Genomic DNA, 26,928 nt, shown 5'->3' with positions numbered 1-26,928 from the left:
GAGATCACCCCTACTCCGGCCCCCGGGGAGACCCGGGGGAGGACGCCCGAAAGGGCACCCGGAAAGGCCCCGGAAAGGCTCGGGGGAACGGCCCGGACGCCGGCCCCGGAGGGTGTCAGACCGGCCAGGTCTCGCCGCGCCAGGCGGCGTCCCAGAACATCCACTCGTACCGCGAGGTGGTGGTGAAGTGCTCCACCACCCGGCGGCGTTCGGCCGGGGAGATCTCCTCGCCGAGCCGGTCGGCCAGCGCGAGGACGCGGCGCACCACGGACTGGAAGGCCTCGTCGCCGTAGGTGGCGATCCACTTGGCGTACAGCGGGTCGGGGGAGCCCTCGGCCAGCAGCCGGTCGCCGACCCGGGCGTAGATCCAGTAGCAGGGCAGCACGGCGCCGACCGCCTCCGCGAAGGAGCCGCCGTACACCGTGGCCAGCAGGTAGCTGGTGTAGGCCCGGGTGGTGGGCAGCACCGGCTCGGCGGCGGCCTGCTCGGCGTCGGCGCCGAAGGCCGTCATGAACTCCGCGTGCATGCCCTGCTCGGCCGCCAGCGCGCCGACCGCGTCGTCCGCGAAGGCCCGCACGTCCTCCTCGCCGGGCGCCTTGGCGGCGCAGACGGCGAGCGCGCGGGCGTAGTCGCGCAGGTAGTGCGAGTCCTGGACGACGAAGTGGCGGAACGCCTCGCGCGGCAGGGTGCCGTCGGTGAGGCCGCCGATGAAGGGGTGGTCGAGGATCTCGGCGTAGATCGGCTCGATCGCCGCCCAGAGTTCTTCCGTCAGGCTCAGGCTCATGCCCCGACCCTAGCCGGACCGCCGCGGGCCCCGGCCGTCAGTCCTCCGGCGGGGAGAACACCACCAGGACCCGCAACTCCTCGGTGACGTGGTGGAACCGGTGCGGCACTCCCGCCGGGACGTAGACCACGGTGCCGCGGGCCACCGTGGTGGTCTCGTTCCCGACGGTCAACTCGGCCCGGCCGCTGACCACCTGGTAGATCTCGTCCTGGGCGTGCGCGGTCTGCGGGTCGGTGGCGCCGGGGGAGAGCGCGTAGAGCCCGGCGGACATCCGCGGCTCGCGCAGGAAGCGCAGATAGGCACCGTCGTTGGCGGCGCGCTCGGCGTCGAGTTCGTCCAGCCGGAACAGCTTCATCGGGGGTGCCCCTCCTCGTCCTTGGCCCGGGTCCAGGGGGCATTCAACACCAAACATGCCGGTCGGGCGCTTCCCCCGCCCCGACCGGCCTGGGACGCTGGCCCCATGAAGGGTTTCGTCATCAAGACACTTATCAACGCGGCCGCCATCTGGGTGGCCGCCTGGATCGTCTCCGGGATCACGCTGACCGGCGACGACTGGCAGAGCAAGACCCTGACGGTGATCGCCGTCGCACTGATCTTCGGCGTGGTCAACTGGCTGATCAAGCCCGTGGTCAAGCTGTTCTCGCTGCCGCTGTTCATCCTCACCCTGGGCCTGATCACCTTCGTCATCAACGCCCTGATGCTCTGGCTGACCTCCTGGGCCTCGGACAAGCTCGACCTGGACTTCCACGTCGACGGCTTCTGGGCGGCGCTGTTCGGCGCGCTCATCATCAGCCTGGTCTCCTGGGGCCTCAACCTGGCGCTCGGCGACGACGACTGAGCGACGCGCCGCCGTCCGCGTGCCCGGGCACGCGAAAGGGGCCCGCACCCGGTTCCGCACCGGGACGGGCCCCTTCGTCCCACCGTCGCCGGCGGGCGACCGGTCACCGCTCGCAGCCTCCGAGGATGTCGGCGAGCTGCGCGTCGATCTCCCCGCCGGTCAGCTCCCGGCCCCTCGGCACCAGCCGGTCGGTCCGCGCGAGGAAGGCGGTCAGCGGCGCCGCGCAGGCGCGCAACCGGGCATGTCCTTCGGGGGAGCGCAGCACGACGCAGACCTCCGAGAGCTCCTCGCCGACCGGGTGGACGTGCACGTCGCCCTCGCCCGTCGGCCGGTCGACCCCGTCGAACAGCAGCTCCCGGGCGAAGACCCAGGTGACCGGGGCGTCGCCGGGCAGGTGGAAGGTGAGGCGGACCGCGAACGGGTCGGCGGGTTCGTACTCCAGCTCGACCACGAGGCGGAAGGAGAGCTCGGTGGAGACCACGAGGCTCATCACCAGGTGACCCTGGACTGTGCTGTGCTGCATGGCGCCAGTACCTCTCGTTCTGCCCGACCGGGTGGCTGGTCGCTCATCGCAGCACAGGCCGGGCGCGGCTGCAATCACTCTCCGACCGTTCGATCGACAAATTCCTTTGGATTGAAGGTAATGGTGGAGATCAGTTCGATATTTTGAAGATCACGTGAACATTCACCTTGGCTATCCAAGATCCATCGGCGCTGTGAACACGCCCCGAACGGACGCACCCGAGCAGGTACGAGTTTCGGGCCGGTCGGCGTGCGGGAGACTCCCGCACAACGCTCCAGCCCCGGAGGTGGCCATGCGCACCCCGCCCCGACCCGTCGTCAAACGCACCGCGCGGGCGATCCTGCTGGAGCTGGACCCGGCCGATCCCCATGGACCGGCCTCGATCGTGCTGATCAAACGCACCCGGCCCGGCTCCCCGCACCCGTACTGGATCACCCCCGGCGGCGGGGTCGAGAGCGAGGACCGCACGGTCACCGACGCCCTGCACCGCGAGGTGGACGAGGAGCTCGGCGGCAAGGTCGTGGACCTCGTCCCCGCCTTCGTCGACACCATCAGCCACACCCACCACGACGACGGCACGCTGCTCCACCCGCACGGGGTCAAGGTCCAGCACTTCTTCGTCTGCCGGCTCGCGTCGATGGACCTCGACCGCCGGCACGGGCCGGAGGTGGACGAGCCCAACGGCGAGTACGAGGTGGTCCGGGTGCCCTTCACCCGGGAGGGCGTCACCTCGGTCAACGTCGTCCCGCCCAGCCTGCGGGCGTACCTGGCGGCCAACATCGAGGGCGTCCGGGCCCTGCTCGCCCCCGACTTCGACTGACGGGCCCGGGGCCCAGGGCAGGAGCCGGGAGCCGGAACCGGGCCGTCCGGCTCCCGGCTCAGCCCGCCGCCAGATCGCCGACCAGGTCGTGCCGGATCCGCTCGGGCGCCACCCCGGCCCGCAGCAGCACCCCGGCGCCGCGCCGCACCATCGCGGCCGGCCCGCCCAGAAAGGCCTCCCGGTCCGCCCACGGTCCGAACCGGCCGACCACCTCGGGCAGTTCACCGGTGAGCATTCCGCCGCCCGGCACCGGACCACCGGCCTGCGGCCCCGGCCCGGACAGCACCGGGTGCACCGACAGCCAGCGGTGGCGCTCGGCCAGCGCGCGCAGCGCCGCCAGCTCGTAGAGTTCGGCGGCCCGCCGGGCCCCGTAGAAGACGTCCACCGCGCGGCCCGCCGCGCCGTACTCGGCCACCTCCTCCACCAGCGCCTTGATCGGGGCGATCCCGGTGCCGCCGCCGAGGCAGAGCAGGTCCGCCCCGGACGTGTGGTCGACGGTCATCGTGCCCGCCGCCGGGCCCAGCCGCAGCACCGAGCCCGGTGCGGCCCGGTGCACCAGCGCGTTGCTCACCCAGCCCGCCTGGACGGCCTTGACGTGGAGGGTCAGCAGACCGTCCGGCCGGGGCGCGGAGGCGAACGAGAAGTACCGCCAGACCCGCGGCCACCAGGGCGTCTCCAGACTGGTGTACTGGCCGGCCCGGTACGGATAGGCCTGGTCGGGGCGGAGGGTGAGCACCGCGACGTCCGGGGTGCGCAGCTCGTGCCCGACCACCTCGGCCTGCCACCAGGGCGGCGAGGTACGGGCGTCATCCTCGGCGGCCTCGATCATGATCGAGGAGACCAGCCGGTAGACCCGCCGCCAGGCCAGCTCGGTCTCGGCGTCCCAGCGGCTGCCCGAGTACCGGGCCAGCGCCGCCACCAGGCACTCCCCCACCGGTCCGTAGTGACCGGTCAGGGTGCCGTACCGGCGGTGGCCGCGCCCCAGGGCGCTCAGGTAGCCGCGCAGGCCCTCCGGGTCGCCGGCGCTGCGGGCGGCCATCAGCAGCGCGCGGAAGAGCCGGTCGCGCTGGACGTCCATGGCGGCCGGGAAGAGCGCGCGGACCTCGGGGTGGTGCAGGAAGATCAGCGCGTAGAAGTGCGCGGTGGCCCGGTCGGCGACCGGCTCGACCACGGCCAGGCTGGCCCGGATCAGCTCGATGTCCCGGGCGGTGGGCGGCTGCTGCGCGGCGGCGGACCCGGGGCCGGACACGGCGGGACCTGCGCCGGACACGGCGGCGGGCACCGGCTCGGGTGCGGTCGCCCCGCCGGCCACGGCGGCGGCCGGCGGCCGGGCGGGATCGCCGCCCACGACGGTCCAGTTGAGGCCGGGGGCCCGGGTGAACAGCGGCTCGATCGCGGGCACCGGCGGCCCGGCGGGCGTCGACGGCGCCGGGATCGCGGGCGGCCGGGCCGGCGGGTCGGGGATCGCCACCCGCAGCGCCGCGGCGGGGGCCGGGACGAGCGGAGCCACCGGCACCGGGGCGGCGGAGACCGGCGGGAGGTCCGGCGGGTCCAGCGGCATCGGCGGGACGGCCGCCACCGCGGTCGGCACGGTGTCCGGGGCCGGCTCCGGGCCGGAGTCCGGCATCCCCGGGACGGCCGCGGCTCCCGCCGAGCCGTGTCCGGTGCGGACCAGGAGAGTTCTGCGTGACTTCACCGCAACGTTTCGAGTACCCAAGAGAATCGTTTCGCCTCCGGCCGGCCTGTGCCACCACCTGGCTTGTTCCTGCTGACGCCTAGGCAGCGTGGCACGCCCGAAGTGCTCATCCGACAAATCGCGCGAAGGCCGGACACCCGCCCCCCGTACGCGCTACTCTCGCTCGATCTGCGGTCGCCCTGGGTGTCCGGGCGGCCGCCCAAGGCGACCGCCCGGACGCCGGTCACAACTGCCGCAGCAGCATGCCCGGTTGCTCGACGCAGTCCGCGACGAACCGCAGGAACCCGCCCGCGGTACCGCCGTCGCAGACCCGGTGGTCGAAGGTGAACGACAGCTGGGTCACCTCGCGCACCGCCAACTCGCCCTGGTGAACCCAAGGTTTGGCGACGATCCGGCCCACCCCGAGCATCGCCGCCTCGGGGTGGTTGAGGATCGGGGTGGAGCCGTCCACCCCGAACACCCCGTAGTTGTTCAGGGTGAAGGTCCCACCCGTGAGCTCGGCCGGGGTGAGCGCCCCGGTCCTGGCCGACTCGGTCAACCGCGCCAGTTCGGCACCGAGTTGCTCGGTGCTCAGCCGCTGGGCGTCGCGCACCACCGGAACGACCAGGCCCCGCTCGCCCTGGGCGGCGAAGCCAAGGTGCACCGCGGAGTGCCGGAGGACACCCGAACCGTCCTCGGTGACACTGGAGTTGAGTTCGGGGAAGCGGGCCAGCGCCACCGTGCAGATCCGGGCGAGCAGCGCCAGCACGCTCACCTTCGGCCCGGGTGTGGCATTCAACTGCTTTCGCAGCGACATCAGTTCGGTGGCGTCCGCGTCGACCCAGCAGGTCGCCGCCGGGATCTCCCGGTGACTGCGGGTGAGCTTCTCGGCCACCGCCCTGCGCAGACCGCGCAGCGGCACCACCTCGGCCCCGGCCGGCGCGGTCGCCCCGTTGGACACCGGCACCGCCGCCGGCGCACCGCCGGGGGCCAGCGCCGCGATCGCCCGTTCGACGTCCGCGCGCATGATCAGACCGTCCGGCCCGCTGCCGGTCAGTGCCGCCAGATCGATCCCGTGCTCCCGGGCCGACCGCCGGACCAGCGGCGAGATCACCGGCACCACCACCGGCGCGACGGCCACGGCCACGACCGGCGGAGCGGCGGGCGCCACCACGGCGACCGGCGCGGCGACGGCCGTCGGAGCAGCCGCCGGAACAGGCGCCTGAGCGGTGGCCGGTGCCCCGACCCGGCGGCGCCTGCCGCCCTTGTCCGGCTCCGCGACCCCGTACCCGACCAGCGGACGCTCCACCTCGGCGGACGGGGACGGCGCGCCCGCGGCGGGCGACACCGCGACCGTCACCAGCGGCGCGCCGACCGCCACCTCCTCGCCCGGCTCGCCGTACCGGGCGGTGACCACCCCGCCGTACGGGCAGGGCACCTCGACCACCGCCTTGGCGGTCTCCACCTCCACCACCGGCTGGTCCACGGCGATCACCTCACCGACCTCGACCATCCAGCGCACCACCTCCGCCCCGGTGAGCCCCTCACCGAGGTCGGGCAGCGTGAACTCGCGTACGACCGGCATCATCCTCAGGCCTCCCACTGCAGCCGGGCGACCGCGTCCAGGATCCGGTCCACCCCGGGGAGGTGGTGGTGCTCCAGCATCGGCGGCGGGTACGGGATGTCGAAGCCGGTGACCCGCAGCACCGGGGCCGCCAGGTGGTGGAAGCAGCGCTCGGTCACCCGGGCGGCGATCTCCGCACCGGTGCCGCCGAAGCCGGTCGCCTCGTGCACCACCACGGCCCGGCCGAGCGAGCGCACCACCCGGCAGACCGTCTCGTCGTCGAACGGGACCAGGGTGCGCAGATCGAGCACCGCGAGGTCCCAGCCCTCGGCCTTGGCCGCCTCGGCCGCCTCCAGGCAGACCGGCAGCGAGGGGCCGTAGGTGATCAGCACCGCCGACGTCCCGGTCCGCCGCAGGACGGCCCGTCCGATCGGCTCGACCGGCGCCGCCGGGTCGAACTCCGCCTTGCCCCAGTAGAGCCGCTTGGGCTCCAGGAAGACCACCGGATCGTCCGAGGCGATCGAGGCCCGCAGCAGCCCGTAGGCGTCCGCCACCGTCGCCGGGGTGACCACGTGCAGCCCGGGGGTGCTGGTGTAGTAGGCCTCGGAGGCGTCGCTGTGGTGCTCGACCCCGCCGATGCCGCCGCCGTACGGGATGCGCACGGTGATCGGCAGCGGCAGCCGCCCGGCCGTGCGGTTGCGCATCTTGGCGACGTGCGAGAACAGCTGCTCCAGCGCCGGGTAGGCGAAGGCGTCGAACTGCATCTCGACCACCGGGCGCAGCCCGTACATCGCCATGCCGATCGCGGTGCCGAGGATGCCGGCCTCGGCCAGCGGGGTGTCCAGGCAGCGGTCGGCGCCGAACTCGGCGGTCAGGCCGTCGGTGATCCGGAAGACGCCGCCGAGCGCGCCGACGTCCTCGCCGAGCACGTGCACGGCCGGGTCCGCGCGCAGGGCGTCCCGCAGCGCGGAGTTGAGCGCCTGCGCCATGGTGGCGGTGCGCGGACCGGCCGGGGCGGGTCGCGCGGGGGGCCGGCCGAGGGTGGCGGCGGGCGACGGTTGGGCGGTGTTGCTCATGGGTGCTGCACCTCGGCCTCGGCGGCCAGCTCGGCGGACAACTGGGCTGCCTGCTCCCGCAGTTGCGGGGTCGGCTCGGCGTACACATGGGCGAACAGCGCCATCGGGTCCAGCTCGGCGTCGGCGTGGAACTCGGCCCGCATCCGGGCCGCCAGAGCCTCCGCCTCGTCGGCCGACTCCTGCACCAGGGCGTCGTCCAGCAGGCCGATCCGGCGCAGGTGCCGCTCCATCAGCAGGACCGGGTCGTGCTCCCGCCAGGCCGCCACCTCGGTGTCGTCCCGGTAGCGGGTGGCGTCGTCGGCGTTGGTGTGCGCCTCGACGCGGTAGGTGAGCGCCTCGACCAGGGTCGGGCCGCCACCGGTCCGGGCCCGCTCGACCGCCTCGGTCAGCACGCCGTGCACGGCGGGCGCGTCGTTGCCGTCCACCAGCCGGCCCGGTATCCCGTAGCCGACCGCCTTGTGGGCGAGCGTCGGCGCGGCGGACTGCGCGGTGAGCGGGACGGAGATCGCGTACCCGTTGTTCTGGACCAGGAAGACCACCGGGGCGTTCAGCACCGCGGCGAAGTTCAGCGCCTCGTGGAAGTCGCCCTCGCTGGTGCCGCCGTCGCCGAGCAGCGCCAGCGCGACCACCGGGTCGCCGCCGAGCCGGGCGGCGTGCGCGAGGCCGACGGCGTGCGGGGCCTGGGTGGCCAGCGGGGTGCAGAGCGGCGCCGTCCGGGTGGCCAGCGGGTCGTAGCCGGTGTGGGCGTTGCCGCGCAGCAGGGTCAGCGCCTCCAGCGGGTCGACGCCGCGGGAGACCACCGCGAGGGTGTCGCGGTAGCTCGGGAAGAGCCAGTCCTGCTCGCCGAGCGCCAGCGCGGCGGCGACCTGGCAGGCCTCCTGGCCGGTGGACGCCGGGTAGACGGCCAGCCGGCCCTGCTTGGTGAGGGTGGTGGCCTGCTGGTTGTAGCGGCGGCCGACCACCAGGCGGCGGTACAGCTCGCGCAGCAGCGCGGGGTCGTACTTCTCCAGCTCGGGGGTGCCGAGCACGCGGACCGGTGAGGCGTCCGGAAGCAGCGGGGCCGGGTCGCTGCGCGGGGCGGTCGCCCCGGGCAGCCAACCGGGCACCGCCGTGTGGTGTCTGTGATCGAGAACGGTCATCTCGGGCACCTCCAGGGGTAGCGGGGGCTCCCTACCGATTGTTCGGTCGCCTGTTCATCTTGACCAGAAGCGTGACAAGGTGGTGGACAATCGGCCCGGGTGGCGGTCGACTGGTGGCAGTGCGTCCAATCCGTGGGGGTGGGGGGTCATGTCGGCTGAACAGACGTCCAGACTCGACCGTGTCGACCGGGCGATCCTGCGGCTGCTGCAGCAGGACGGTCGCGCCTCGATCCGCTCGGTGGCCGAGCGGGTGCACGTGTCCCGGGCGAATGCGTACGCCCGGATATCCAGGATGGTCGAGGACGGCGTCATTCGCGGCTTCACCGCCCGCGTGGACCACGAAAAGGCAGGTCAGGGCGCATCCGCCTACGTCACCCTGAAGATCGTGCAGAACTCCTGGCGGACGGTCCGCGAGCAACTGCTGGAGCTGCCCGGCGTCGCGCACATCGCGCTGGTGGGCGGAGACTTCGACGTGCTGCTGCTGGTGCACACCGCCGACAACCACGCGCTGCGCGAACTGGTGCTGGGCAGCATCCAGTCCATCCCCCAGGTGCTCGGCACCCGCACCATGCTGGTCTTCGAGGAGACCGACCAGGTGCCGCCGCTTTGATCGGGCGCCCGCTCGCCTCCGGGGCGCTTCGACCCGGCGCCGACGGTCGGCGCTCAGTGTCCTCGCCCGCTCGCCTCCGGGGCGCTTCGACCCGGCGCCGACGGTCGGCGCTCCAACACCCCTCGTTCCTCGGGGCGTCCTCGCTTCTCCCTTTCGGCACCGGCGCGCCCCTTCGGCTCGGGGCGGGTCGGGGCGTCCTCGCTTCTCCCTTTCGGCACCGGCGCGCCCCTTCGGCTCGGGGCGCACCGGGCCGGGGCGACCGTTGAGGGCCAGGCGGGCGTCCCCCGGGACCGGGTAGTGCCGGGGCGGGGTGACCGTTGGGGGACCGGTGGAGCGTCCCCGGGCCCGATGAGGGCCGAGTCGGGTGCCCTTTCGGGACGGGTGGGTGGCCCTTTGGCGCGGTACCTTCCGGCCCCGGCCCCTCCCGGTGCTACCGGGCGCGGAGACCGTCGAAGGCCAGGTGGACCACCGCGTCCGCGACGCCGTCGGCCGCCTTCACGCCGGGCCGGTACCACTCCACGATCGAGTTGATCATGCCGAAGAGCAGCCGGGTGGCCAGCCGCGGCTCGACGTCCGCCCGCAGCGAGCCGTCCGCGACGGCGGCCCTCAGCAGCTCGGCCACCTGGTGGTCGAAGTCCCGGCGGCGTTCCAGCGCCCACTGCTCGGTCAGGGTGTTGCCCCGCACCCGCAGCAGCAGGGTGACGTACGGCAGCTCGGTGAGCAGCACCTCCGCGGTGCGCCGCACCACGTGCTCCAGCCGCTCCACCGCGGGGCCCTCGACCGCGCCCGGTTCGGCGAGGATGCCGAAGAGCCCGTCCAGGGCCCGCCCGACGGCCAGCCGGAGCAGTTCCTCCTTGCCGCGGACGTGGTGGTAGATCGAGGACTTGGAGATCCCGGCCGCCCGGGAGAGGTCCTCCATCGAGGTGCCGTCGTAGCCGCGCTCGTTGAAGACGTCGACGGTCACCGCGAGCAGCGACTCCACGGTGTAGGCGGTACGCGTGGTGTGATCGGCCATCCTCCGAGTATCCCCGGCCCCGCTGCGCCCGATGCGCCCGGGTCCATTGGTCCGCACCAACAGCGCGGCCGACGGCCTAGAATCTGCGGACCAGCGTCCACGGCCAGCAGGGTGGGGTCCAGTCTCATGAGCGCAATACCGGCAGTCGCCTCCGACGTGCCCGAGCAGCGCAGCGAGGAGCCGGGGGACGCGGCGCGGGCCGACTGGCGCGAGCGCGGCCGCGCCCTGGTCCTGCGCTTCGGGCCGGCCGTGTGGTGCTACGCGGTGCTCAAGCTGATCGGCTTCACCGTCTTCATGAAGCTGCTCTCCTTCTCGGGCGACTACGTCAAGAAGCACCCGCGGTTCGGCGGCGGCGCGAACCCCTGGGACGTGCTGGCCAGCTGGGACGGCTGGTGGTACCAGCAGATCGCCCAGTTCGGCTACCACCCCGCGCTGGTCCCCGTCCCGGGCGGCCTCCCCGGCTTCACCGTCGAGCAGAACTCGGCCGCCTTCTTCCCGCTCTACCCGGGGCTGATGCGGCTGGTCTCGGACGGCACCGGGCTCGGCCTGTACGGCGCCGGGATGCTGGTCTCGGTGGTGGCCTCGCTGTTCGCCGCGGCCGGGATCTACGCGGTGGTGGACCAGCTGGCCGGCCCGCGCGCGGGCGTGATCGCGGCCGGGCTCTGGGCGATCGCCCCGGGCTCCGGCGCCGAGTGGGCGCTCTACTCCGACTCGCTGTTCGTCGCGCTGGCGGCCTGGGCCTGCTACTGCGTGATGACCGGGCAGTGGATCGCCGCCGGTGTGATCACGCTGGTCGCCGGCCTCAACCGGCCGACCTCGGCGGCCCTGATCGGCGCCGTCGGCCTGGCCGCGCTGGTCGAGCTGTACCGGCGGGGGAGCGGCGTCGCCCGCCCGGTGACCGCGATGCTGCTGGCCCCGCTCGGCCTGCTCGGCTACGTCGGCTGGGTGGGCTGGCGGACGGGCGAGTGGGGCGGCTACTTCAAGCTCCAGCACGACGCCTGGCTGCACTACTTCGACTTCGGCCACGGCACCTTCGAGGCGATCCGCGGCGTCCTGCTGGGCCGTTCGGACTACCCGTTCGCCTGGCCGGTGACCGACCTGCTGGCCACCCTGATCGTGCTGACCCTGCCGGTGCTGATCGTGCTGCTGGTCCGGCTGCGTCCGCCGCTGGTGCTGACCGCCTACACGCTGGCCACCATCGTCTCGGTGCTGGGCAGCCTGGGGATCTTCGGCAACACCTCGCGCTACCTGCTCCCGGCCTTCCCGCTGCTGATCGCCCTGGCGGTGGCCATGCGCAAGCTGAGCTGGCCGGTGCTGGCGACGGTGCTCGGCACCGGCGCGATCGCCTCCGGCTGGTACGCCGGGTACGTCATCTTCGAGCTCGGCATCCCGTAGACCGGTACCCCGCTCCGCCCCGGGGGGCGTCCGCTGCGGACGCGCCCCCGCGCGTTCTCCGGATCCGATCCGCACACCCTCTTGAGCCGACCGATCGTTCGGTTACTCTGTGACGTGTCCCGTCCTCCCCTCTGAGGAGCGCACACCATGTCCGCAGCGGTCACCCACCCCCTCGTCGCCGAGCTGGTCGAACGCCACCAGGCCACCCTGGACGCCGCGCTCGCCGCCGCCGCGTCCCGCGACTACTGGTCGCCCTACCCCGAGTTCCCGAAGGCCTACGGCGAGAGCGGCGCCGCGGACGGCAAGGCCGCCTTCGAGGCGCTGCTGAACCTCCCGTTCGCCCTCGACGGCCACCCGGCCGACGGCGACCTGATCGGCGGCGAGGCGTCCCCGTACGGCGTCGAGATGGGCATCGGCTACCCGCACGCCGACGCGGACACGCTGATCGCCGCGCTGCTCGCGGCCCGGCCCGGCTGGGCCGCCGCGACCCCGCTCACCCGGGCCGCCGTCTGCCTGGAGATCCTGGCCCGGATCAACGCGCGCTCGCACGAGTTCGCGCACGCGGTGATGCACACCACCGGCCAGGCCTACGGCATGGCCTTCCAGGCCGGCGGCCCGCACGCCCAGGACCGCGGTCTGGAGGCGGTCACCTACGCCTACGCCGAGCAGACCCGGCTGCCCGCCAGCGCCGGCTGGACCAAGCCGCAGGGCAAGCGCGACCCGCTGGTGATGACCAAGGAGTTCACCGTCGTCCCGCGCGGCCTCGCGCTGCTGATCGGCTGCAACACCTTCCCCACCTGGAACGGCTACCCCGGTCTGTTCGCCTCGCTGGCCACCGGCAACCCGGTGCTGGTCAAGCCGCACCCGCGCGCCGTGCTGCCGCTCGCGCTGACCGTGCGGACCGCCCGCGAGGTGCTCGCCGAGGCCGGCTTCGACCCGAACCTGGTCTGCCTGGCCGCCGAGCACGAGGGCGGCACCGTCGCCCAGACGCTCGCCGTCCGCCCCGAGGTCAAGCTGATCGACTACACCGGCTCGACCGCCTTCGGCGACTGGCTGGAGGAGAACGCGCGCCAGGCCGAGGTGTACACCGAGAAGGCCGGCGTGAACACCGTGGTCGTCGACTCCACCGACGACTACCGGGGCATGCTGGGCAACCTGGCCTTCTCGCTCTCGCTCTACAGCGGCCAGATGTGCACCACCCCGCAGAACCTGCTGATCCCGCGCACCGGCATCGACACCGACCAGGGCGCCAAGTCCTACGACGAGGTGGTCACCGACCTCGCAAGCGCGATCGAGGGCCTGCTCTCCGACGACGCCCGCGCCACGGCCGTGCTCGGCGCCGTGGTCAACCCCGGTGTGCTGCAGCGCTCGGTGGCCGCGGCCGGCGGCGAGTACGGCGAACTCGCCCTCGCCCCGCGGGTGGTGACCTCCACGGAGTTCCCCGCCGCGACAATCCGCACGCCCGCGCTGGTCAAGCTGGACGCCGACAAGCCGGACGACCGCGCGGTCCTGCGCGACGAGTGCTTCGGCCCGGTCTCCTTCGCCGTCGCGGTGGAGTCCACCGCCGCCGCGGTCGAGCTGCTGCGCGACACCGTCCGGACCCAGGGCGCGATGACCGCCTCCGGCTACACCACCTCGTCCGAGGTCGAGGCCGCGCTGGTCGAGGCCGCGCTCGACTCCGGCGTCTCGCTCTCGCTCAACCTCACCGGCGGCGTGTACGCCAACCAGACCGCCGCCTTCTCCGACCTGCACGGCACCGGTGCCAACCCGGCCGCCAACGCCGCCTACTGCGACGGCGCCTTCGTCGCCAACCGGTTCCGCACCGTGGAGATCCGCCGCCACAGCTGAGCCGATCAGGTTCCGGGCCCCGGCGGTGCCACGCCGGGGCCCGGTTCCGTCCCGCGGGAATTCACAGCCCCGCCCGCGCCAGCGATGATGGAGGCCGGGAGGGCGCCCGGACCGGCGTCCAACCTCCGTCCGAGCACCGGGAGCTGACACATGACCGCGAAGCAGACCGTCACCGACGTCCTGATCGTCGGGGCCGGACCGACCGGCCTGCTGCTGGCCGGGGACCTCGCCACCGCCGGGATCCGGGTCACCGTCCTGGAGAAGCGCGACACCGAGTCCAACCTCACCCGGGCCTTCGCGGTGCACGCCCGCAGCCTGGAGCTGCTGGACGCCCGGGGCCTGGCCGACGACCTGATCGCCACCGGCCGCCCGCTCAGCTCGCTGCGGCTCTTCGACCGGCTCCGGGTCGACCTCGCCGCCCTGCCGAGCCGCTTCCCGTTCGTCCTGATCACCCCGCAGTACCACACCGAACGCCTCCTCCAGGAGCGCGCGCTGAAGGCCGGCGCGACCCTCCTGCGCGGCGCCGAGGTGGTCGGGCTGCGGCAGGACGCCGAGGGCGTCACCGTCGAGACCCGCCCCCGCGCCCGCAGCGGGGAGGCGCCCGCGGACGGCACCACCGAGACCCACCGGGCCGCCTACGTGGTCGGCACCGACGGCGTCCACTCCACCGTCCGCGACCTGCTCGGCATCCCCTTCCCCGGCGAGTCGGTGGTCAACTCCGTCGTCCTGGCCGACGTCCGGCTGGACCGCGCGCCCGACGAGTTGCTGACCGTCGGCGCCGGCGAGGGCGGCTTCGCCTTCCTCGCGCCGTTCGGCGACGGCTGGTACCGGGTCATCGCCTGGGACCGCGCCGAGCAGCACGCGGACGGCGCCCCGCCCTCGCTGGAGCGGATCGCCGAGATGACCCGCACCGCCCTCGGCGAGGACTACGGGCTGCACGACGCCCGGTGGAGCTCCACCTTCCACAGCGACGAGCGGCAGGTGCCGAACTACCGCTCCGGCCGGGTCTTCCTGGCCGGCGACGCGGCGCACTGCCACTCCCCGGCCGGCGGCCAGGGCATGAACACCGGCCTCCAGGACGCCGCCAACCTCTCCTGGAAGCTCGTCGCCGCCGTCCGGGGCCACGCCACCGACGCCCTGCTGGACACCTACCAGACCGAGCGGCACCCGGTCGGCAAGTCGGTGCTGCGCACCTCCGGCGCGCTGATCCGGCTCGCCCTCGCCCAGTCCGCTCCCACCCGGGTGCTGCGCGGCGCCCTCACCACGCTGGCCGACCACCTGGACGTGGTCGCCGAGCGCGGCGCCCGGACGGTGTCCGGGATCGGCATCCGCTACGCGGCGCCGAAGGACGCCCACCCGCTGGCCGGCCGGCGCGTGCCGGACCTGCGGCTGACCGCCCTGGAGGAGGCCCGGGAGGACGGGCCGGCCGCGCCCGAGCGGCTCTACGAGGCACTGCGCGCGGGCACGTTCGTGCTGGTCAGCAATGACCAGCTGCCCGCCGCCGAGCCGTGGGCGGGCCGGCTGCAGACCGTCGCGCCGGCCGACCCGCACGGCAAGCTGCGTGACACCGTGCTGCTGGTCCGCCCCGACGGCTACGCCGCCTGGGCCGCCGTCGACCCGGGCCAGGGCGAGGTCCGCGCCGCGCTGGCCCAGTGGCTCGGCGCCCCCGACCAGGGCTGAGGAGCAGCGGCGGGGGCGGTTCACCGCCCCCGCCGCCGGCCCTAGGCGCGCGCCTTCTCGTAATGCCGGGCCGCTTTCGCGCGGTTTCCGCACACCGCCATCGAGCACCACCGCCGGCGGCCGTTCTGCGATGTGTCGAAGAAGTGCAGAATGCAGGCCTCGTGGGCACATTTCTTGATCCGGAGGGTGCCCCGGGCGAGCAGGTCGAGGAAGTCGTCGACCGCCAGCCAGGCCGCCAGCCACTGCGGCCCGTCCACCTCGACGTGCGCCGCCGGCCCCGCCGGACCGAGCTCGCGCCGCAGCCGCCCGTGCCGCAGCACCTCGTTCAGACCGGCCGCCGCGGGCGCCGTCACCTCACCCCGGGCGTCCAGGTCCCGGACCGCCGCGGCGAGCGCCTCCCGGGCCTGCCGCAGCGCCACGAGCCCCGCGTCGTCGGCCTCGCAGCGGTCCGCCAGCCCGGCGGAGGAGAGCCAGACCCCGAAGCCGTCCGGCCGGTCCAGCAGGTCGTTCACCGGGCTGCCCGCCCACCGCGTGTTGAGCAGGTCGAGCGCGAGCGGCTCGCCGGTCAGCGGGCGGGGGTCGCGCGGGTCTGCCGTCCGGTCGGTCATCGGATACTCCCTCGGTCTCGCCCGGTACCCGATTCTACGTCGCCCGCGGCCGCCGAATCGGGGCGGTCCGGAGCGTGAATTCCGGCCGTTAACTGTATGAAGACCCCTCCATTCCGTTCTCCACAGTTGACTGTTCTTTAGCAACGAATTGCTTGACCATAAGCCAATTCCCGGAACCGCTCTGTCATGTTCTAGCCAGCGTTTCACCCCAGAGACGCCCTGGCCCCTGCCGGCCCCCACATGCCGGCCAGAGGAGGATTCCGTGCGCCCTCGCTCCCTCGCCCTCGTCGCGGCACTCGCCGTCCTGCCGCTGTCCGCGGTCTCGCTCGGCGTGACCGCCGCGCAGGCCGCCCCGGCCCCCAACGCCGCCGCGCCGCGCGTCTCGCTGCCGAACACCGTCACCCCCGCGGTGGCCCGTTCCGAGAAGAAGGGCGACGTACCCGCCGAGCAGCAGCTCTCCGTCGCGGTCAGCCTGAAGCTGCGCGACACCGCCGAGCTGGACCGCTTCCTCGCCGCGATCGCCACCCCCGGCGCCCCCGAGTTCGGCACCCACCTGACGCCGCAGCAGTTCACCGACCGGTTCGGCCCGACCCAGGCCGCCGTCGACCAGGTCCGCGGCTACCTGACCGCCCAGGGCCTGACCGTCTCCGCCGTCAGCGACAACCGCCAGGTGGTCGACGCGCACGGCACCGCCGAGCAGATCGCCAAGGCCTTCGGCACCCACGAGAGCGCCTACCTGGACCCGCAGCAGCAGCGCACCTTCTTCGCCAACGACGCGGCGGCCTCCGTGCCGGCCGACCTCGCCGGCGTGGTGCAGGGCATATCCGGCCTGAACAACCACACCGTCCGCACCACCCGCAACGTGAAGCCGTCCACGCCGGCCGCACCGAACGCGGTCACCGCCGCCCCCAGCGGCTTCGGCCCGAGCCAGTACGACGGCGCGTACAACCTGAACAAGACCGGCGCCGACGGCACCGGCGTCAGCGTCGCGCTCTGGGAGTTCGACGGCTACAGCCCCAACAACCTGAAGACCTACGACAGCCAGTACGGGCTCACCGGCCCGGCCGTCTCCACCGTGTCGGTGGACGGCGCCAACTACGACTCCTCCCCCGGCGAGGGCCAGGGCGAGGTCGAGCTGGACAGCGAGATCGTGCGCGGCGTCGCCCCCAAGGCGACCCAGCTGGTCTACGAGGCCCCCAACAGCGACCAGGGCGAGATCGACATGGCCGCCAAGATCGTCGCGGACGACCGGGTCTCGGTCATCTCCATCTCCTGGGGCTCCTGCGAGCCCGACACCACCGCCTCCTCCATGACGGCGGTCGACAACTCCTTCAAGCAGGCCGCCGCCCAGGGCATCTCGATCTTCTCGGCCTCCGGCGACGACGGCTCGCGCGACTGCACCCGCTCCACCAGCGGCTCCTCCGTCAAGGCGGTCGACTTCCCCGCGTCCAGCCCGCACCAGACCGGCGTCGGCGGGACCAACCTCAAGGTCTCCGGCAGCGCCTACTCCTCCGAGAGCGCCTGGAGCACCGCCGGCGGCGGCGTCTCCACCGTCTTCGCCAAGCCGAGCTGGCAGACCGGCACCGGGGTGAGCGGCACCATGCGCACCGTCCCGGACGTCTCCTCCAACGCCGACCCGGCCAGCGGCTTCGCCATCTACACCGCCGGCGGCTGGCAGGTCTACGGCGGCACCAGCGCGGCCGCCCCGCTCTGGTCCGGCTACGCGGCGCAGTTCAACCAGAAGGCCAAGGCGGCCGGGCAGCCCGTCCTCGGTGAGGCCAGCCCGCGGCTGTACGCCGTCGCCAACGGCAGCGGCTACGGCACCACGTTCCACGACGTGACCACGGGCAAGAACCAGGACTTCTCCACCAAGGCCGGCTACGACCAGGTCACCGGCTGGGGCAGCCCGATCGCCGACGCCCTGGACGCGGCGCTGCTCGGCGGCACCACCACGCCGCCCACCGGCGGCTGCACCGCGGCCCAGCTGATCGGCAACGGCGGCTTCGAGACCGGCACCGCCGCGCCGTGGACGGCGTCCACCGGCGTCGTCGACAACGCCTCCGGCGAGGCCGCGCACGCCGGCTCCTGGAAGGCCTGGCTGGACGGCTACGGCAGCGCCCACACCGACACCCTGGCGCAGACCGTGTCGATCCCGGCCGGCTGCAAGGCCACGCTCTCCTTCTGGGTGCACGTCGACACCGCCGAGTCCGGCTCCACCGCGTACGACAAGCTGACCGTCCAGGCCGGCTCGACCACGCTGGCCACCCTGTCCAACGCCAACGCGGCCACCGGCTTCGTCCAGAAGTCCTTCGACCTGTCGGCCTTCGCGGGCCAGACGGTGACGGTCAAGTTCACCGGCACCGAGGACGCCTCGCTCAAGACCAGCTTCGTGATCGACGACGCCGCGCTCAGCGTCTCCTGATCACCTCCGCGACCCCACGCCGTCGGGACGGTCCGCACCGGGACCGCCCCGACGGCGTGTTTCCGTTCTGTTTCAAGATCGATAACCCTGTGGCCCACCCCTCGTGACCACTGTCATACGCACGACTGATGACGTAGCCTCTCGACCGTGCATAGGGTTCCCCACAGCTCGGTGAAGCCGTTCACGGCGCCCTCCGGCGCCGGACCGACCGCGCCGAACCCGCTTGCTGGGGAAGGTAACCGCATGGGCTCACAACACCCCCAGGACGCCCGGCTCCGGCTGGTCGGACCGCGCCCCGGCGCGCCCGCACCCGCCGCCGTGCCCCCCGCCACGACCGTCACCACCGCCGCGACCGCCACCACACCCGCCGCCGCCCCGGGCGCCGGCCGGCCCGCCCCCGCCGGGGGCTTCGCCGACACCCTGCACCTGGCCATCGAGGCCAGCGGCCTGAGCCTCGACCGGATCCGCGCCGCTCTCGCCCAACGCGGGGTCAGGGTCAGCGTGACCACGCTGAGTTACTGGCGTCGCGGCCGCAGCCAGCCCGAGCGGGCCAGTTCGCTGCGCGCCGTCCACCTGCTGGAGGAACTGCTCGGCCTGCCGCACTCCACCCTCTCCGCCCTGCTCGGCCCGCCGCGCCCGCGGGGCCGCTGGGCCGCCGCCGCCAACACCGCGCACCTGCGGCTGGAGGACGTCTGGCCGGGCGAGCAGCAGATCGCCGAGGTCTTCGCCGAGCTGGACGCCCCGCCGGTCGGCGAGCTGGAGCGGCTCTCCATCCACGACTCGTACTACGTCGACGCCGAGCGCCGCGGCAACCTGCTGCGGATGCGCCAGGTGGTCCGCGCCACCGTCGGCGGCGTCGGCCGCTGCCTGGTGGTGCACAAGGCCGACGAGGAGGCCACCGGCTGCCCCGAGATCACCTCGGTCCGGCACGGCCGCCTCGGCCGGGTCCGCCGCAGGCCGAAGGCAGGCCTGGTGGTCGGCGAGCTGATGCTGGACCGCCCGCTCGGCCACGGGGACAGCACGGTCTTCGAGTACGAGGTGGAGATCCCGCCCGGCGGCCCGACCATGGAGTACAGCCGCCGGTTCGCCATCCCGGTGCGCGAGTACGTGCTCCAGGTGCACTTCGACCCGGCGGCCGTGCCCGTCCACTGCGAGCGCTACGACCGCGCTCCGGGCGAGGACGTCGACCGCCGCCGCGAGCAGCTGTGGATCGGCGCCTCGGCCAGCGCCCACGTGCTCGCCCCCGACCAGCAGCCCGGCCACGTCGGCATCCGCTGGGAGTGGGAGTAGCGGGGCGCACCCCGCGGCGGGGCGCCGGGCGGCGCCCCCGGTCAGGAGCTCACTCGTGGCTCAGCCCGCCGCCGAGGTACATCACCGCGACCCCGCCGACCACCAGCACGGCCCCGATCAGCGAGGCCGGTTTGACCGGCTCGCCGAACACGACCGCGCCGCCGACCAGCGCCCCGACCGTGCCGAGCCCGGACCAGACGGCGTACACCGGGCCCACGTTCAACGACTTCAGCGCCTGGGCCAGCAGCACGAACGCGGCGACGTAGCCGATCGCGACCACCACGCTGGGCGCGAGCCTGGTCAGTCCGTGCGAGGCCCGCAGGGCCAGTGTCGCCGTCACCTCGGCCGCGATGGCCGCTCCCACCAGCAGGTACGCCGTCATGTCCGTCCCCCGTCTCGTTTCGGATGACCTAGCTTCTGCCGCCGGCGAGGTCGACCAGCAGCTTGCGCAACTCACGGTGCAGCCCGTCGTGCGGCGGGCTGAGGTCGAGCAGGCGGGCCGACCACCAGCCGTCCACGGCCATCCGCACGAGGGTGGCCACGGCCGGGTCCAGGCCGTCCTCGACGAGCCGCCGCTGCCAGCGCTCGTAGCGGGACCGCAGCACGTCGAGCAGTTCCGGACCGCCGGCCGCGGCGAGCAGCGCCACCGGCACCTGGTCCGCCCCGCTGGTGTCCCCGGCCGGTGACTCCTCCGGGATGCTCGCCTCCAACCAGGCGAGCGCGAAGGCGCCGGGAGGCGCCTGCGGCCCGGGCAGTACGGCCTCGAACCGGTCCGCGAGCCGCTCGACGACCCCCTGGACGAGCGCCCGCTTGTTGGGGAAGTGGTGCAGCAGCCCGCCCTTGCTGACGCCGGCCTCGACGGCCACCGCGTCCAGCCGCACCGCGTCCAGACCTCCCCGCACCAGCAGCCGCTCGACAGCGTCGAGCAGATGATCACGCACCGTTCCGGCCCTCTCTCCGTGTCACGGACCGTCCAGACGGTCGGCGCCCACCCTAGCAGAACCGATGTGACTCGCCGGTAATTCCAAGCGGCCCGAAAGAGACGGGTGTTGACAGCCCGGAATGGAGCGTGCTTACGTTTCCTCGGCCGAAAACAGGCGAGATCCCGGGGATCCCCGCCCGGCCACCTCAAGATTCATGCGCACGATGATCGAAGAAGCGGCGCCGGGATTTTTCTCCGCGCCAGGGGGAACGCTGTTCGACATCCACGGGGGATCATGCGAGACATACGGATTCGACGATGTCCGCGCAGGCCGGCAGCCCACGAGCACTAGCTGACAACACGTCAACAAGGCTGAGGCAGAGGCTGTTCGCGCCGCCTCAACACACCGTCGGCTCATCCGCCAGGCCCGGTCGTGCTTCGACGACCACGCCCGGGGCCACTGCGCAACGACGCGCACCGCACCGGGGCAGGCTTCCGCACGGCCCCGTCCGATGCGGCCGGCCCGGCCATGCCCAAGCGGCGGGTATTCCGTTCAAACCAGGGTCAAAATTCGCGTGAACCGATGCGTCGAATACGCCGATCATCGAATTCGAGGGAATCTGGTGGACATTTTCTCCAAGGTATCCGACTACCGTGCTGCCCGGGATGCCATGGCGGCCGGGATCTATCCCTACTTCCTCCCGCTCACCGGCCACGAAGGCACCACGGTCACCCTGGGTGACCGTGAGCTGGTGATGTGCGGCTCCAACAACTATCTGGGTCTGACCTCCGATCCCCGGGTCAGAAAGGCGGCCGCCGACGCGCTCGACCGGTACGGCCCGTCCTGCACCGGATCCCGCTTCCTCAACGGGAACCTCGACCTGCACGACCAGTTGGAGAGCGAACTCGCCGACTTCTACGGCAAGCCCGCGGCGGCCGTGCTCTCCACGGGCTACCAGGCCAACCTCGGCACGATCAGCGCCCTGGCCGGCCGCGGCGACGTCGTCTTCGCCGACCGCGACGCGCACGCCTCCATCGTCGACGGCTGCCTGCTCAGCGGCGCCAAGCACCGGCGCTTCCGGCACAACGACGCCCGCGCGCTGGACCGCGGCCTGGCCGCCGTCCCGACCCAGGCCGGCAAGCTGGTCGTGGTCGACGGCGTCTACTCGATGGAGGGCGACCTCTGCGCCCTGCCGGAGATCGTCGAGGTCTGCGAGCGCCACGGGGCCCGGCTGATCGTCGACGACGCGCACGGCCTCGGCGTCCTCGACCAGGGCCGGGGCACCTGCTCCCACTTCGGCCTCACCGACCGGGTCGACCTCATCACGGTCACCTTCAGCAAGTCCCTGGCCTCGCTCGGCGGAGCCGTCGTCGGCGACGACGACGTCATCCACTACATCAAGCACCACGCCCGCAGCCTGATCTTCAGCGCCTCCGCGACCCCGGCCAGCATGGCCGCCGCGCTGACCGCGCTGCGGATCCTGCGCGAGGAGCCCTGGCGCCCCGAGCGGGCCCAGCAGAACGCCGACCACCTGCGGGCCGGCCTGCTCTCCCTCGGCATCAGCCCGGGTGAGAGCAGCACCCCGGTGATCCCGCTGCGCACCCGCGGGGTCGTCGACACCCTGCTGCTCTGGCGCCGGCTCATCGACAAGGGCGTCTACACCAACCCGGTGGTGCCGCCGGCCGCCTCGCCCCGACTGCGGCTCAGCCTGATGGCCACCCACACCACCGAGCACCTGAACCGGGTGCTGGACGCGCTCAGCGACGAGACGGCCATGTTCCTGCGCGACGGCGAGCCGGACGCCACCGACGAGCTGGCCGAGCTCGCGGAGCTCGCCGACTCGTCCGCCGCCCGGCCGTGAGCCGGACGCCGGACCCCGCACGGGGCAGCCGGGCGGGCGCACCGGGCGGCCCGCCGGCCGGCCCCGCGGCGCCCCTGGTGCCCGGCCCCCCGACGATCGCCGCGCTGGCCGGCGGCGCGGCCGGTGCCGTCCTCGGCGCCGGCCTGCCCCCGGCCGGCGGCGGCGCGCCCGACTGGCCCTGGTGCGCCGCCGCCGCGATCGGCGCCGCGCTCACCCTGGCGGCCGCCCTGCCGCGGCGCCGGACCGCGGCCGCCCTGCTGCCGGGCCCGCCCCACCGGGCCCCGGCGGCCGGGCTGCTGCTGCTCGGCGCCGCCCTGCCCGCCTCGGCCACCACCGCGAGCCCCGTCCTCGCGGCCGTGGTCACCGCCGTCGCCGCACTGACCGTCGCGGTGACGCTCGGCCCGGACCGCCCCGCCGCCGGCCGGGCGCCCGTGGTGGCCCCGGCGGTGTTCGCCCTGGTCGCGGGCGTCGCCGCCGGGGCCACCGCCCCCTCGGTGTCCGCCGGCCTCCTCGGCACCCTGGCCGGCCTGGCCGGCCTCCTGCTCCTCGCCTGCGCGGCACCGGCCTCGCAGCCCTCGGAATCCGACCACATCAGAAGGAGCCAGCCATGAGTCGCCTCGGACTCGCCGCGCGTGCCCTGCGCCTCACCCTGAGCCGCACCCACGCCGACACCACGCCCGACTACGACGCCGCGAGTTCCAGCTACGACAGCTACTTCAGCCCGGTGATGGGGGTGCACTCGGTCGCCGCGCTGAACGAGGTGGAGATCCGCCCGGGCGATGACGTCCTCGAACTCGCCTGCGGCACCGGACACCTGACCCACGAGATCGTCCGCCGACTGGAGGGCCGCGGCTCGGTGCACGCGGTGGACAAGTCCCCCGGCATGCTGGCCGTGGCGCAGGCCAAGATCCTCCCCGACACCCTGCGCGCGCCGGAGCTCGACGTCTCCCTCCAGGAGGGCGACATGGAGGAGTTCCTGCGCCCCCGCCCGACCGCCTCGGCGGACCTCGTCGTGGTCGGCTGGGCGATCTGCTACAGCAAGCCGGTCAAGCTGCTGGAGCAGATCAGGAGAGTCCTGCGGCCCGGCGGCCGGGTGGTGGTGATCGAGACCCGCGGCGACGCGCTCAAGACCCTGATCACCCAGCTGGAGAAGGTCTTCGCCGCGGACCCGTCGCTGCTCACCGGTCTGGTCCGGGTGAACCTGCCGAAGGACGCCGCCACGGTGGCCCGCTGGTTCACCAAGGCCGGCCTGACCGTCGACGTCCAGCGCGACGGCCACCAGGTACTGCCCGCCGACACCCCGGAGGCGGCCCTGGAGTGGGTCCAGCGCTCCGGCGCGGCGGCCGGCTTCAAGGACGCCGTCGACCACCGCCGCGAGGACCACGCGCTGGAGCTGATCCGCGCCGGCCTGGCCGAACACGTGGCCAGGAACGGCACGCTGGAGCTGCGGCACACCTTCGCGGTGGTCACCGGCACCAGCCCCAGCACCCCCTCGGCCGGCACCGGCCCGGGCGGGCGCCACCGCGAGGGAGTCGGCAGCGCATGACCACGACCGTCACCCCCGCACCACCGGAGACCACCCACGGCGCGGTGCAACGCCGCCTGCTGCGCCTCGCCGGGGTGCTCACCGCCCGCCCGAAGACCGTGCTCGCCGTCTGGGCCGTGGTCATCGCGGTCTGCTTCCCGTTCGCCTCGCAGCTGAACGACGTCCTGACCAAACAGGGCGCCTCCAAGGTCGTCCCGGGCACCAGCAGTGCCCGGGCCGACCAGCTCGTCGAGCAGTCCTTCCCCGACCGCTCGCAGCGCGAGTCGATCGTCGCGATCGGCGCCCCGGACGTCCGGGGCGAGCAACTGCGCAAGCTGCTGGCCGAGCTGGACGGCCGGATCGCCGGGAAGGAGCGCACCGGCGAGGTGCGGCAGTCCGTCTCGGCGTACACCCTCTACCGGGACTCCACCACCGAGTACCTGCGCCAACTGCGCACCCAGGTGGACCGCGACCTCACCGCCGCGGGGGCCGGCACCTCCCCGGAGGCCCGCCGGCAGGCGGTGGACGCGGCGGTGGCGGCCGGCCAGGTCCCGGCCGGCCTCGCCGACCTGGCGCAGCGGGGGGTGGCCGCCGACGAGGCGGCACTGCCCGGTCTCGCCGCGGGCTTCGCGGGCGCCACCGACTGGCGCTCCTTCCCGGTGCCGGTGCCCGCCGACGCCGTGAACCGCCTGCTCGCCGAGGACGGCCGGGCGGCCCTGGTGACGGTCAGCTTCGCCAAACAGGCCGGGCACGATCCGGACGTGGACTGGCTGCGCTCGGCCATCGACGGCTCGCTGCGCGCCGTCGGCGCCGGCCCGGACGTCGACGCCCACGTGACCGGCGAGCTCGCCCTGATCAAGGACACCTACAAGAAGGCCGAGGACGACAACGCCCTGATGGAGACGGTCGCCTACGCGATCATCTTCGTGGTGCTGCTGCTGTTCTTCCGCGCCGTGGTGCCCGCCGTGCTGACCGTGGCCGCGATCGGGCTGGCCATGACGGTCAGCCAGGCGGCGCTGTTCGCGCTCGGCCACGGCGTGACGCTCACCCAGTTCACCATCACGATCATGAACTTCGTGATGCTGGGCGCGGGCGTCGACTACAGCATGCTGCTCTCCTCGCGCTACCGGCAGGAACGGCTGGCCGGCCGCCCGCCGAAGGAGGCGGCGGTGCACGCCACCGCGCACGCGGGCGAGTCCATGCTGCTCGCGGCGGTGGCCGTGGTCCTCGCCTTCGGGGCCACCCTGCTCTCCCCGGTGGACTGGATCCCGCCGCTCGGCTACGGCGGGCTGATCGGCATCCCGATCGTGCTGCTCGCCGCGCTCACCCTGACGCCGGCCCTGCTGGTGCTGCTCGGCGACCGGTTCTTCGCGCTCGGCTGGCGCCCGCTGAGCGATCTGGAGCACGAGAGCGCCCTGGGCCGGCACCTGGCCAGGGCCGCCGACCTGGCGCGTCGCCGCAAGGTGGCGATCGTGCTGGTGTTCGCCGTGATCACGGTGCCGTTCGCGGTGATCACCGCCCAGCACCGCTCGACCGCCGACCCGGTGGCGCTCAGCCCGGCCACCGACTCCAAGGCCGGCTTCGAGCTGGTCGCCGAGAAGTGGGGCGACGCGGCCGTGCTGCCCACCCTGGTGGTCACCCGGCCGGCCGCCGGCGTGGTCGACCCGGCCACCCACCGGCTCACCGCGAGCGGCCTCGGCTCGGTGACGGCGCTCACCGACCGACTGGCCGCCGTCCCCGGCGTCGCCCGGGTCTCCGCGGTGACCAGGCCGTTCGGCAGCCCGCTGCCGGCCGACCAGGTCGACGCGCTGACCGCGGACGTACGGCGGGACTACCTGGCCGACGACGGCGCGCTGCGGATCGTGGTCGAACTCGCCGACCCGCCCTACTCCGAGGCCGCGGTCGCCACCGTGGACCGGATCCAGGACGTCACCGAGGGCGCGAAGGACGTCGGGGCGCTCCAGGTCGGCGGCGCCACCCAGGTCGACCGCCAGTACGGCAACGCGCTCAACGCCAGCTTCTGGCAGATGATCGGGCTGGTCTCGGTCGGCGTGTTCGTGATGCTGGTGGTGGCCCTGCGCTCGCTGCTGATCCCGGTCCGGCTGATCCTCACGATCATGATGAGCAACGTCTGGGCGATCGGCATCACCGTGCTGATCTTCCACTTCTGGCTCGACCGGGCGATCATCGACGACCTGCCGATCTTCCTCACCGTCCTGATGATGGGGCTCGGCATGGACTACGAGATCTTCCTGGTCACCCGGGTCCGCGACCTGGTGCGCGGCGGGGCCGACCAGGAGAGCGCCACCATCGGCGCGGTGGTCGACACCGGCCGGGTGATCAACGCGGCGGGCCTGGTGATGGCCGGCAGCCTCGGCACGATGGTGCTCTCCTCCACGGTGATGCTCCAGGAGTACGGCGCCGGCCTCGGCCTGGCCGTCCTGCTGGACGCCACCCTGATCCGGATGCTCTTCGTCCCGGCCACGCTGCTGCTGTTCCGCCGCTACAACTGGTGGCTCCCCTCGCTGCGCCGCGCCCCCGCGGTGGCGGAGGCGGGCCCGCGATGACCGCGAACCGTCCGGTGGCGGCGCCCGCGCCCCCCGAGCCCGCCGCCACCGGACGGGCTCGCACCCTGCACCGCCTGCGCGACCGCCACCGCGCCACGCCCGTCGCCTCGGCCGCGCTGCTGTTCGCGGTGCTGGCCTCGGTCCGGATCGCCGGAGCGTTCGCGATCCCGCTGATGGTCCTGTCGGTGGGCCTGAGCGCGCTGGTCCTGACCGTGCTGGACCGGCCGGACCGTGCCGCCGCCGGGCTGCGCCGCTTCCGGTTCGGGCCCGCGGCGGCCGGCACCGCGCTGGTGGTGCTCGCCTACGCCGACACCGTCTTCGCCACCCGCGCCGCCTTCGGGCGGGGCGGGGGCAACTGGACGTCGCTGATCCCGGAGCTGTTCCGGCAGCTGGCACCGGGCGCCCCCGTGGTCGCGGGCCTGGCCATGGTGGTCTGCATGGGTGTCCTGGTGCCGCTGGTCGAGGAGGTCTGCTACCGGGGCGTGCTGTACCACGCGGTGGAGCGCGGCCGGGGCCCGGCGGTGGCGATCGCCGCCACCTCGGCCGCCTGGGCGCTGGTCCACCTCGGCGACTACGGCCTCAACCCGTTCGACACCCGGGTGATCACCGGGGTCCTGCCGTCCGTCTTCACCATGGGCCTCGCACTCGGCGTCTGCCGCGCCTGGACGGGCTCGGCGCTGGCCAGCGCCGTCGCCCAGGGCACCGCCAACCTGCTGCTCCTCGGCTGGGTCCTCTGGGCCCTCTAGGGCTTGCCCGACGGGCGCC

General features: G+C 73.7%; 24 protein-coding genes. 13 read left to right on the top strand and 11 right to left on the bottom strand.

The annotated features are described in order from the left end of the window. Positions 1 to 115: 115 nt before the first annotated feature. The gene (gene tenA / locus ACZ34W_RS04320; protein WP_352295008.1) at positions 116 to 784 is read right to left on the bottom strand and encodes a thiaminase II; all 669 of its coding nucleotides are present in this window, start codon (positions 782 to 784) and stop codon (positions 116 to 118) included. Positions 785 to 821: 37 nt separating this feature from the next. Beyond that, entirely contained in the window at positions 822 to 1,139 is a 318-nt protein-coding gene (locus ACZ34W_RS04315) for a cupin domain-containing protein (RefSeq protein WP_329488856.1), read from the bottom strand. A gap of 105 nt (positions 1,140 to 1,244) precedes the next feature. Here ACZ34W_RS04315 and ACZ34W_RS04310 point away from each other — a divergent pair, with 105 nt between their 5' ends. Further along, a complete protein-coding gene (locus ACZ34W_RS04310; RefSeq protein WP_329488855.1) occupies positions 1,245 to 1,622 on the top strand; it encodes a phage holin family protein in 378 nt (125 codons plus the stop codon). Between the two features lie 103 nt (positions 1,623 to 1,725). On the opposite strand, the gene ACZ34W_RS04305 is transcribed toward ACZ34W_RS04310, so the two are convergent. Beyond that, positions 1,726 to 2,145 (bottom strand): SsgA family sporulation/cell division regulator, encoded by a 420-nt coding sequence (locus ACZ34W_RS04305; RefSeq protein ID WP_465601618.1) that lies wholly within the window; start codon positions 2,143 to 2,145, stop codon positions 1,726 to 1,728. 292 nt (positions 2,146 to 2,437) lie between these two features. On the opposite strand from ACZ34W_RS04305, the gene ACZ34W_RS04300 reads away from it, so the two are divergent. Beyond that, on the top strand, positions 2,438 to 2,965 hold the full coding sequence (locus tag ACZ34W_RS04300) for an NUDIX hydrolase (RefSeq protein WP_329488853.1): 528 nt from the start codon (positions 2,438 to 2,440) through the stop codon (positions 2,963 to 2,965). A gap of 58 nt (positions 2,966 to 3,023) precedes the next feature. Here the strand turns inward: ACZ34W_RS04300 and ACZ34W_RS04295 are convergent, their stop codons facing one another. The 4 genes from ACZ34W_RS04295 to pdhA all read right to left on the bottom strand — a co-directional run bounded on the left by ACZ34W_RS04295 (position 3,024) and on the right by pdhA (position 8,419). Continuing rightward, positions 3,024 to 4,661 (bottom strand): globin domain-containing protein, encoded by a 1,638-nt coding sequence (locus ACZ34W_RS04295; RefSeq protein WP_465601614.1) that lies wholly within the window; start codon positions 4,659 to 4,661, stop codon positions 3,024 to 3,026. A 223-nt stretch (positions 4,662 to 4,884) separates the two neighbouring features. Further along, positions 4,885 to 6,225 carry a dihydrolipoamide acetyltransferase family protein gene (locus ACZ34W_RS04290; RefSeq protein ID WP_465601885.1) on the bottom strand — a complete coding sequence of 447 codons (1,341 nt, stop codon included), beginning with the start codon at positions 6,223 to 6,225 and terminating at the stop codon, positions 4,885 to 4,887. Between the two features lie 5 nt (positions 6,226 to 6,230). After that, positions 6,231 to 7,193, bottom strand: a complete 963-nt coding sequence (locus ACZ34W_RS04285) for an alpha-ketoacid dehydrogenase subunit beta (protein WP_329492182.1) — start codon at positions 7,191 to 7,193, stop codon at positions 6,231 to 6,233. An 83-nt stretch (positions 7,194 to 7,276) separates the two neighbouring features. After that, positions 7,277 to 8,419, bottom strand: a complete 1,143-nt coding sequence (gene pdhA / locus ACZ34W_RS04280) for a pyruvate dehydrogenase (acetyl-transferring) E1 component subunit alpha (RefSeq protein WP_465601611.1) — start codon at positions 8,417 to 8,419, stop codon at positions 7,277 to 7,279. A 148-nt stretch (positions 8,420 to 8,567) separates the two neighbouring features. Between pdhA and ACZ34W_RS04275 the strand changes: the two genes are divergently transcribed. Next, a complete protein-coding gene (locus ACZ34W_RS04275) occupies positions 8,568 to 9,029 on the top strand; it encodes an Lrp/AsnC family transcriptional regulator (protein ID WP_329488850.1) in 462 nt (153 codons plus the stop codon). 430 nt (positions 9,030 to 9,459) lie between these two features. Here ACZ34W_RS04275 and ACZ34W_RS04270 read toward each other — a convergent pair whose 3' ends face one another. Next, positions 9,460 to 10,044: a TetR/AcrR family transcriptional regulator gene (locus tag ACZ34W_RS04270; protein WP_465601608.1), complete on the bottom strand. Its 585-nt coding sequence runs from the start codon at positions 10,042 to 10,044 to the stop codon at positions 9,460 to 9,462. A gap of 126 nt (positions 10,045 to 10,170) precedes the next feature. On the opposite strand from ACZ34W_RS04270, the gene ACZ34W_RS04265 reads away from it, so the two are divergent. The 3 genes from ACZ34W_RS04265 to ACZ34W_RS04255 all read left to right on the top strand — a co-directional run bounded on the left by ACZ34W_RS04265 (position 10,171) and on the right by ACZ34W_RS04255 (position 14,967). Further along, positions 10,171 to 11,439, top strand: a complete 1,269-nt coding sequence (locus ACZ34W_RS04265) for a hypothetical protein (protein WP_465601605.1) — start codon at positions 10,171 to 10,173, stop codon at positions 11,437 to 11,439. Positions 11,440 to 11,586: 147 nt separating this feature from the next. After that, positions 11,587 to 13,287: a phenylacetic acid degradation protein PaaN gene (gene paaN, locus ACZ34W_RS04260; RefSeq protein ID WP_329488847.1), complete on the top strand. Its 1,701-nt coding sequence runs from the start codon at positions 11,587 to 11,589 to the stop codon at positions 13,285 to 13,287. Between the two features lie 150 nt (positions 13,288 to 13,437). Further along, positions 13,438 to 14,967, top strand: coding sequence for an FAD-dependent monooxygenase (locus ACZ34W_RS04255; RefSeq protein WP_329488846.1), 1,530 nt, complete (start codon positions 13,438 to 13,440; stop codon positions 14,965 to 14,967). Between the two features lie 41 nt (positions 14,968 to 15,008). Here ACZ34W_RS04255 and ACZ34W_RS04250 read toward each other — a convergent pair whose 3' ends face one another. Continuing rightward, on the bottom strand, positions 15,009 to 15,575 hold the full coding sequence (locus tag ACZ34W_RS04250) for a CGNR zinc finger domain-containing protein (protein ID WP_329488845.1): 567 nt from the start codon (positions 15,573 to 15,575) through the stop codon (positions 15,009 to 15,011). A 262-nt stretch (positions 15,576 to 15,837) separates the two neighbouring features. Here ACZ34W_RS04250 and ACZ34W_RS04245 point away from each other — a divergent pair, with 262 nt between their 5' ends. Beyond that, the gene (locus ACZ34W_RS04245; protein ID WP_465601600.1) at positions 15,838 to 17,997 is read left to right on the top strand and encodes a S53 family peptidase; all 2,160 of its coding nucleotides are present in this window, start codon (positions 15,838 to 15,840) and stop codon (positions 17,995 to 17,997) included. A gap of 243 nt (positions 17,998 to 18,240) precedes the next feature. Beyond that, a complete protein-coding gene (locus ACZ34W_RS04240; RefSeq protein WP_359805853.1) occupies positions 18,241 to 19,287 on the top strand; it encodes a hypothetical protein in 1,047 nt (348 codons plus the stop codon). A gap of 49 nt (positions 19,288 to 19,336) precedes the next feature. On the opposite strand, the gene ACZ34W_RS04235 is transcribed toward ACZ34W_RS04240, so the two are convergent. After that, on the bottom strand, positions 19,337 to 19,669 hold the full coding sequence (locus ACZ34W_RS04235; RefSeq protein ID WP_442906829.1) for a DMT family transporter: 333 nt from the start codon (positions 19,667 to 19,669) through the stop codon (positions 19,337 to 19,339). Between the two features lie 28 nt (positions 19,670 to 19,697). Then, the gene (locus ACZ34W_RS04230) at positions 19,698 to 20,228 is read right to left on the bottom strand and encodes a TetR/AcrR family transcriptional regulator (RefSeq protein WP_329488841.1); all 531 of its coding nucleotides are present in this window, start codon (positions 20,226 to 20,228) and stop codon (positions 19,698 to 19,700) included. Positions 20,229 to 20,832: 604 nt separating this feature from the next. Between ACZ34W_RS04230 and ACZ34W_RS04225 the strand changes: the two genes are divergently transcribed. The 5 genes from ACZ34W_RS04225 (at position 20,833) to ACZ34W_RS04205 (ending at position 26,909) form a co-directional block, all read left to right on the top strand. Next, positions 20,833 to 22,071 carry an aminotransferase class I/II-fold pyridoxal phosphate-dependent enzyme gene (locus tag ACZ34W_RS04225; protein ID WP_465601595.1) on the top strand — a complete coding sequence of 413 codons (1,239 nt, stop codon included), beginning with the start codon at positions 20,833 to 20,835 and terminating at the stop codon, positions 22,069 to 22,071. 77 nt (positions 22,072 to 22,148) lie between these two features. After that, positions 22,149 to 22,682, top strand: a complete 534-nt coding sequence (locus ACZ34W_RS04220; RefSeq protein WP_465601592.1) for a hypothetical protein — start codon at positions 22,149 to 22,151, stop codon at positions 22,680 to 22,682. Then, the gene (locus tag ACZ34W_RS04215) at positions 22,679 to 23,617 is read left to right on the top strand and encodes a class I SAM-dependent methyltransferase (RefSeq protein ID WP_329488838.1); all 939 of its coding nucleotides are present in this window, start codon (positions 22,679 to 22,681) and stop codon (positions 23,615 to 23,617) included. The genes ACZ34W_RS04220 and ACZ34W_RS04215 overlap by 4 nt, the downstream gene beginning before the upstream one ends. Further along, positions 23,614 to 26,163 (top strand): MMPL family transporter, encoded by a 2,550-nt coding sequence (locus ACZ34W_RS04210; protein WP_465601588.1) that lies wholly within the window; start codon positions 23,614 to 23,616, stop codon positions 26,161 to 26,163. The genes ACZ34W_RS04215 and ACZ34W_RS04210 overlap by 4 nt, the downstream gene beginning before the upstream one ends. Then, positions 26,160 to 26,909 carry a CPBP family glutamic-type intramembrane protease gene (locus tag ACZ34W_RS04205; RefSeq protein ID WP_465601585.1) on the top strand — a complete coding sequence of 250 codons (750 nt, stop codon included), beginning with the start codon at positions 26,160 to 26,162 and terminating at the stop codon, positions 26,907 to 26,909. The genes ACZ34W_RS04210 and ACZ34W_RS04205 overlap by 4 nt, the downstream gene beginning before the upstream one ends. Positions 26,910 to 26,928: the final 19 nt, after the last annotated feature.

It is taken from the genome of Kitasatospora sp. NPDC022856 (assembly GCF_055561235.1).
This window is presented reverse-complemented; position numbering and strand designations above follow the sequence as displayed.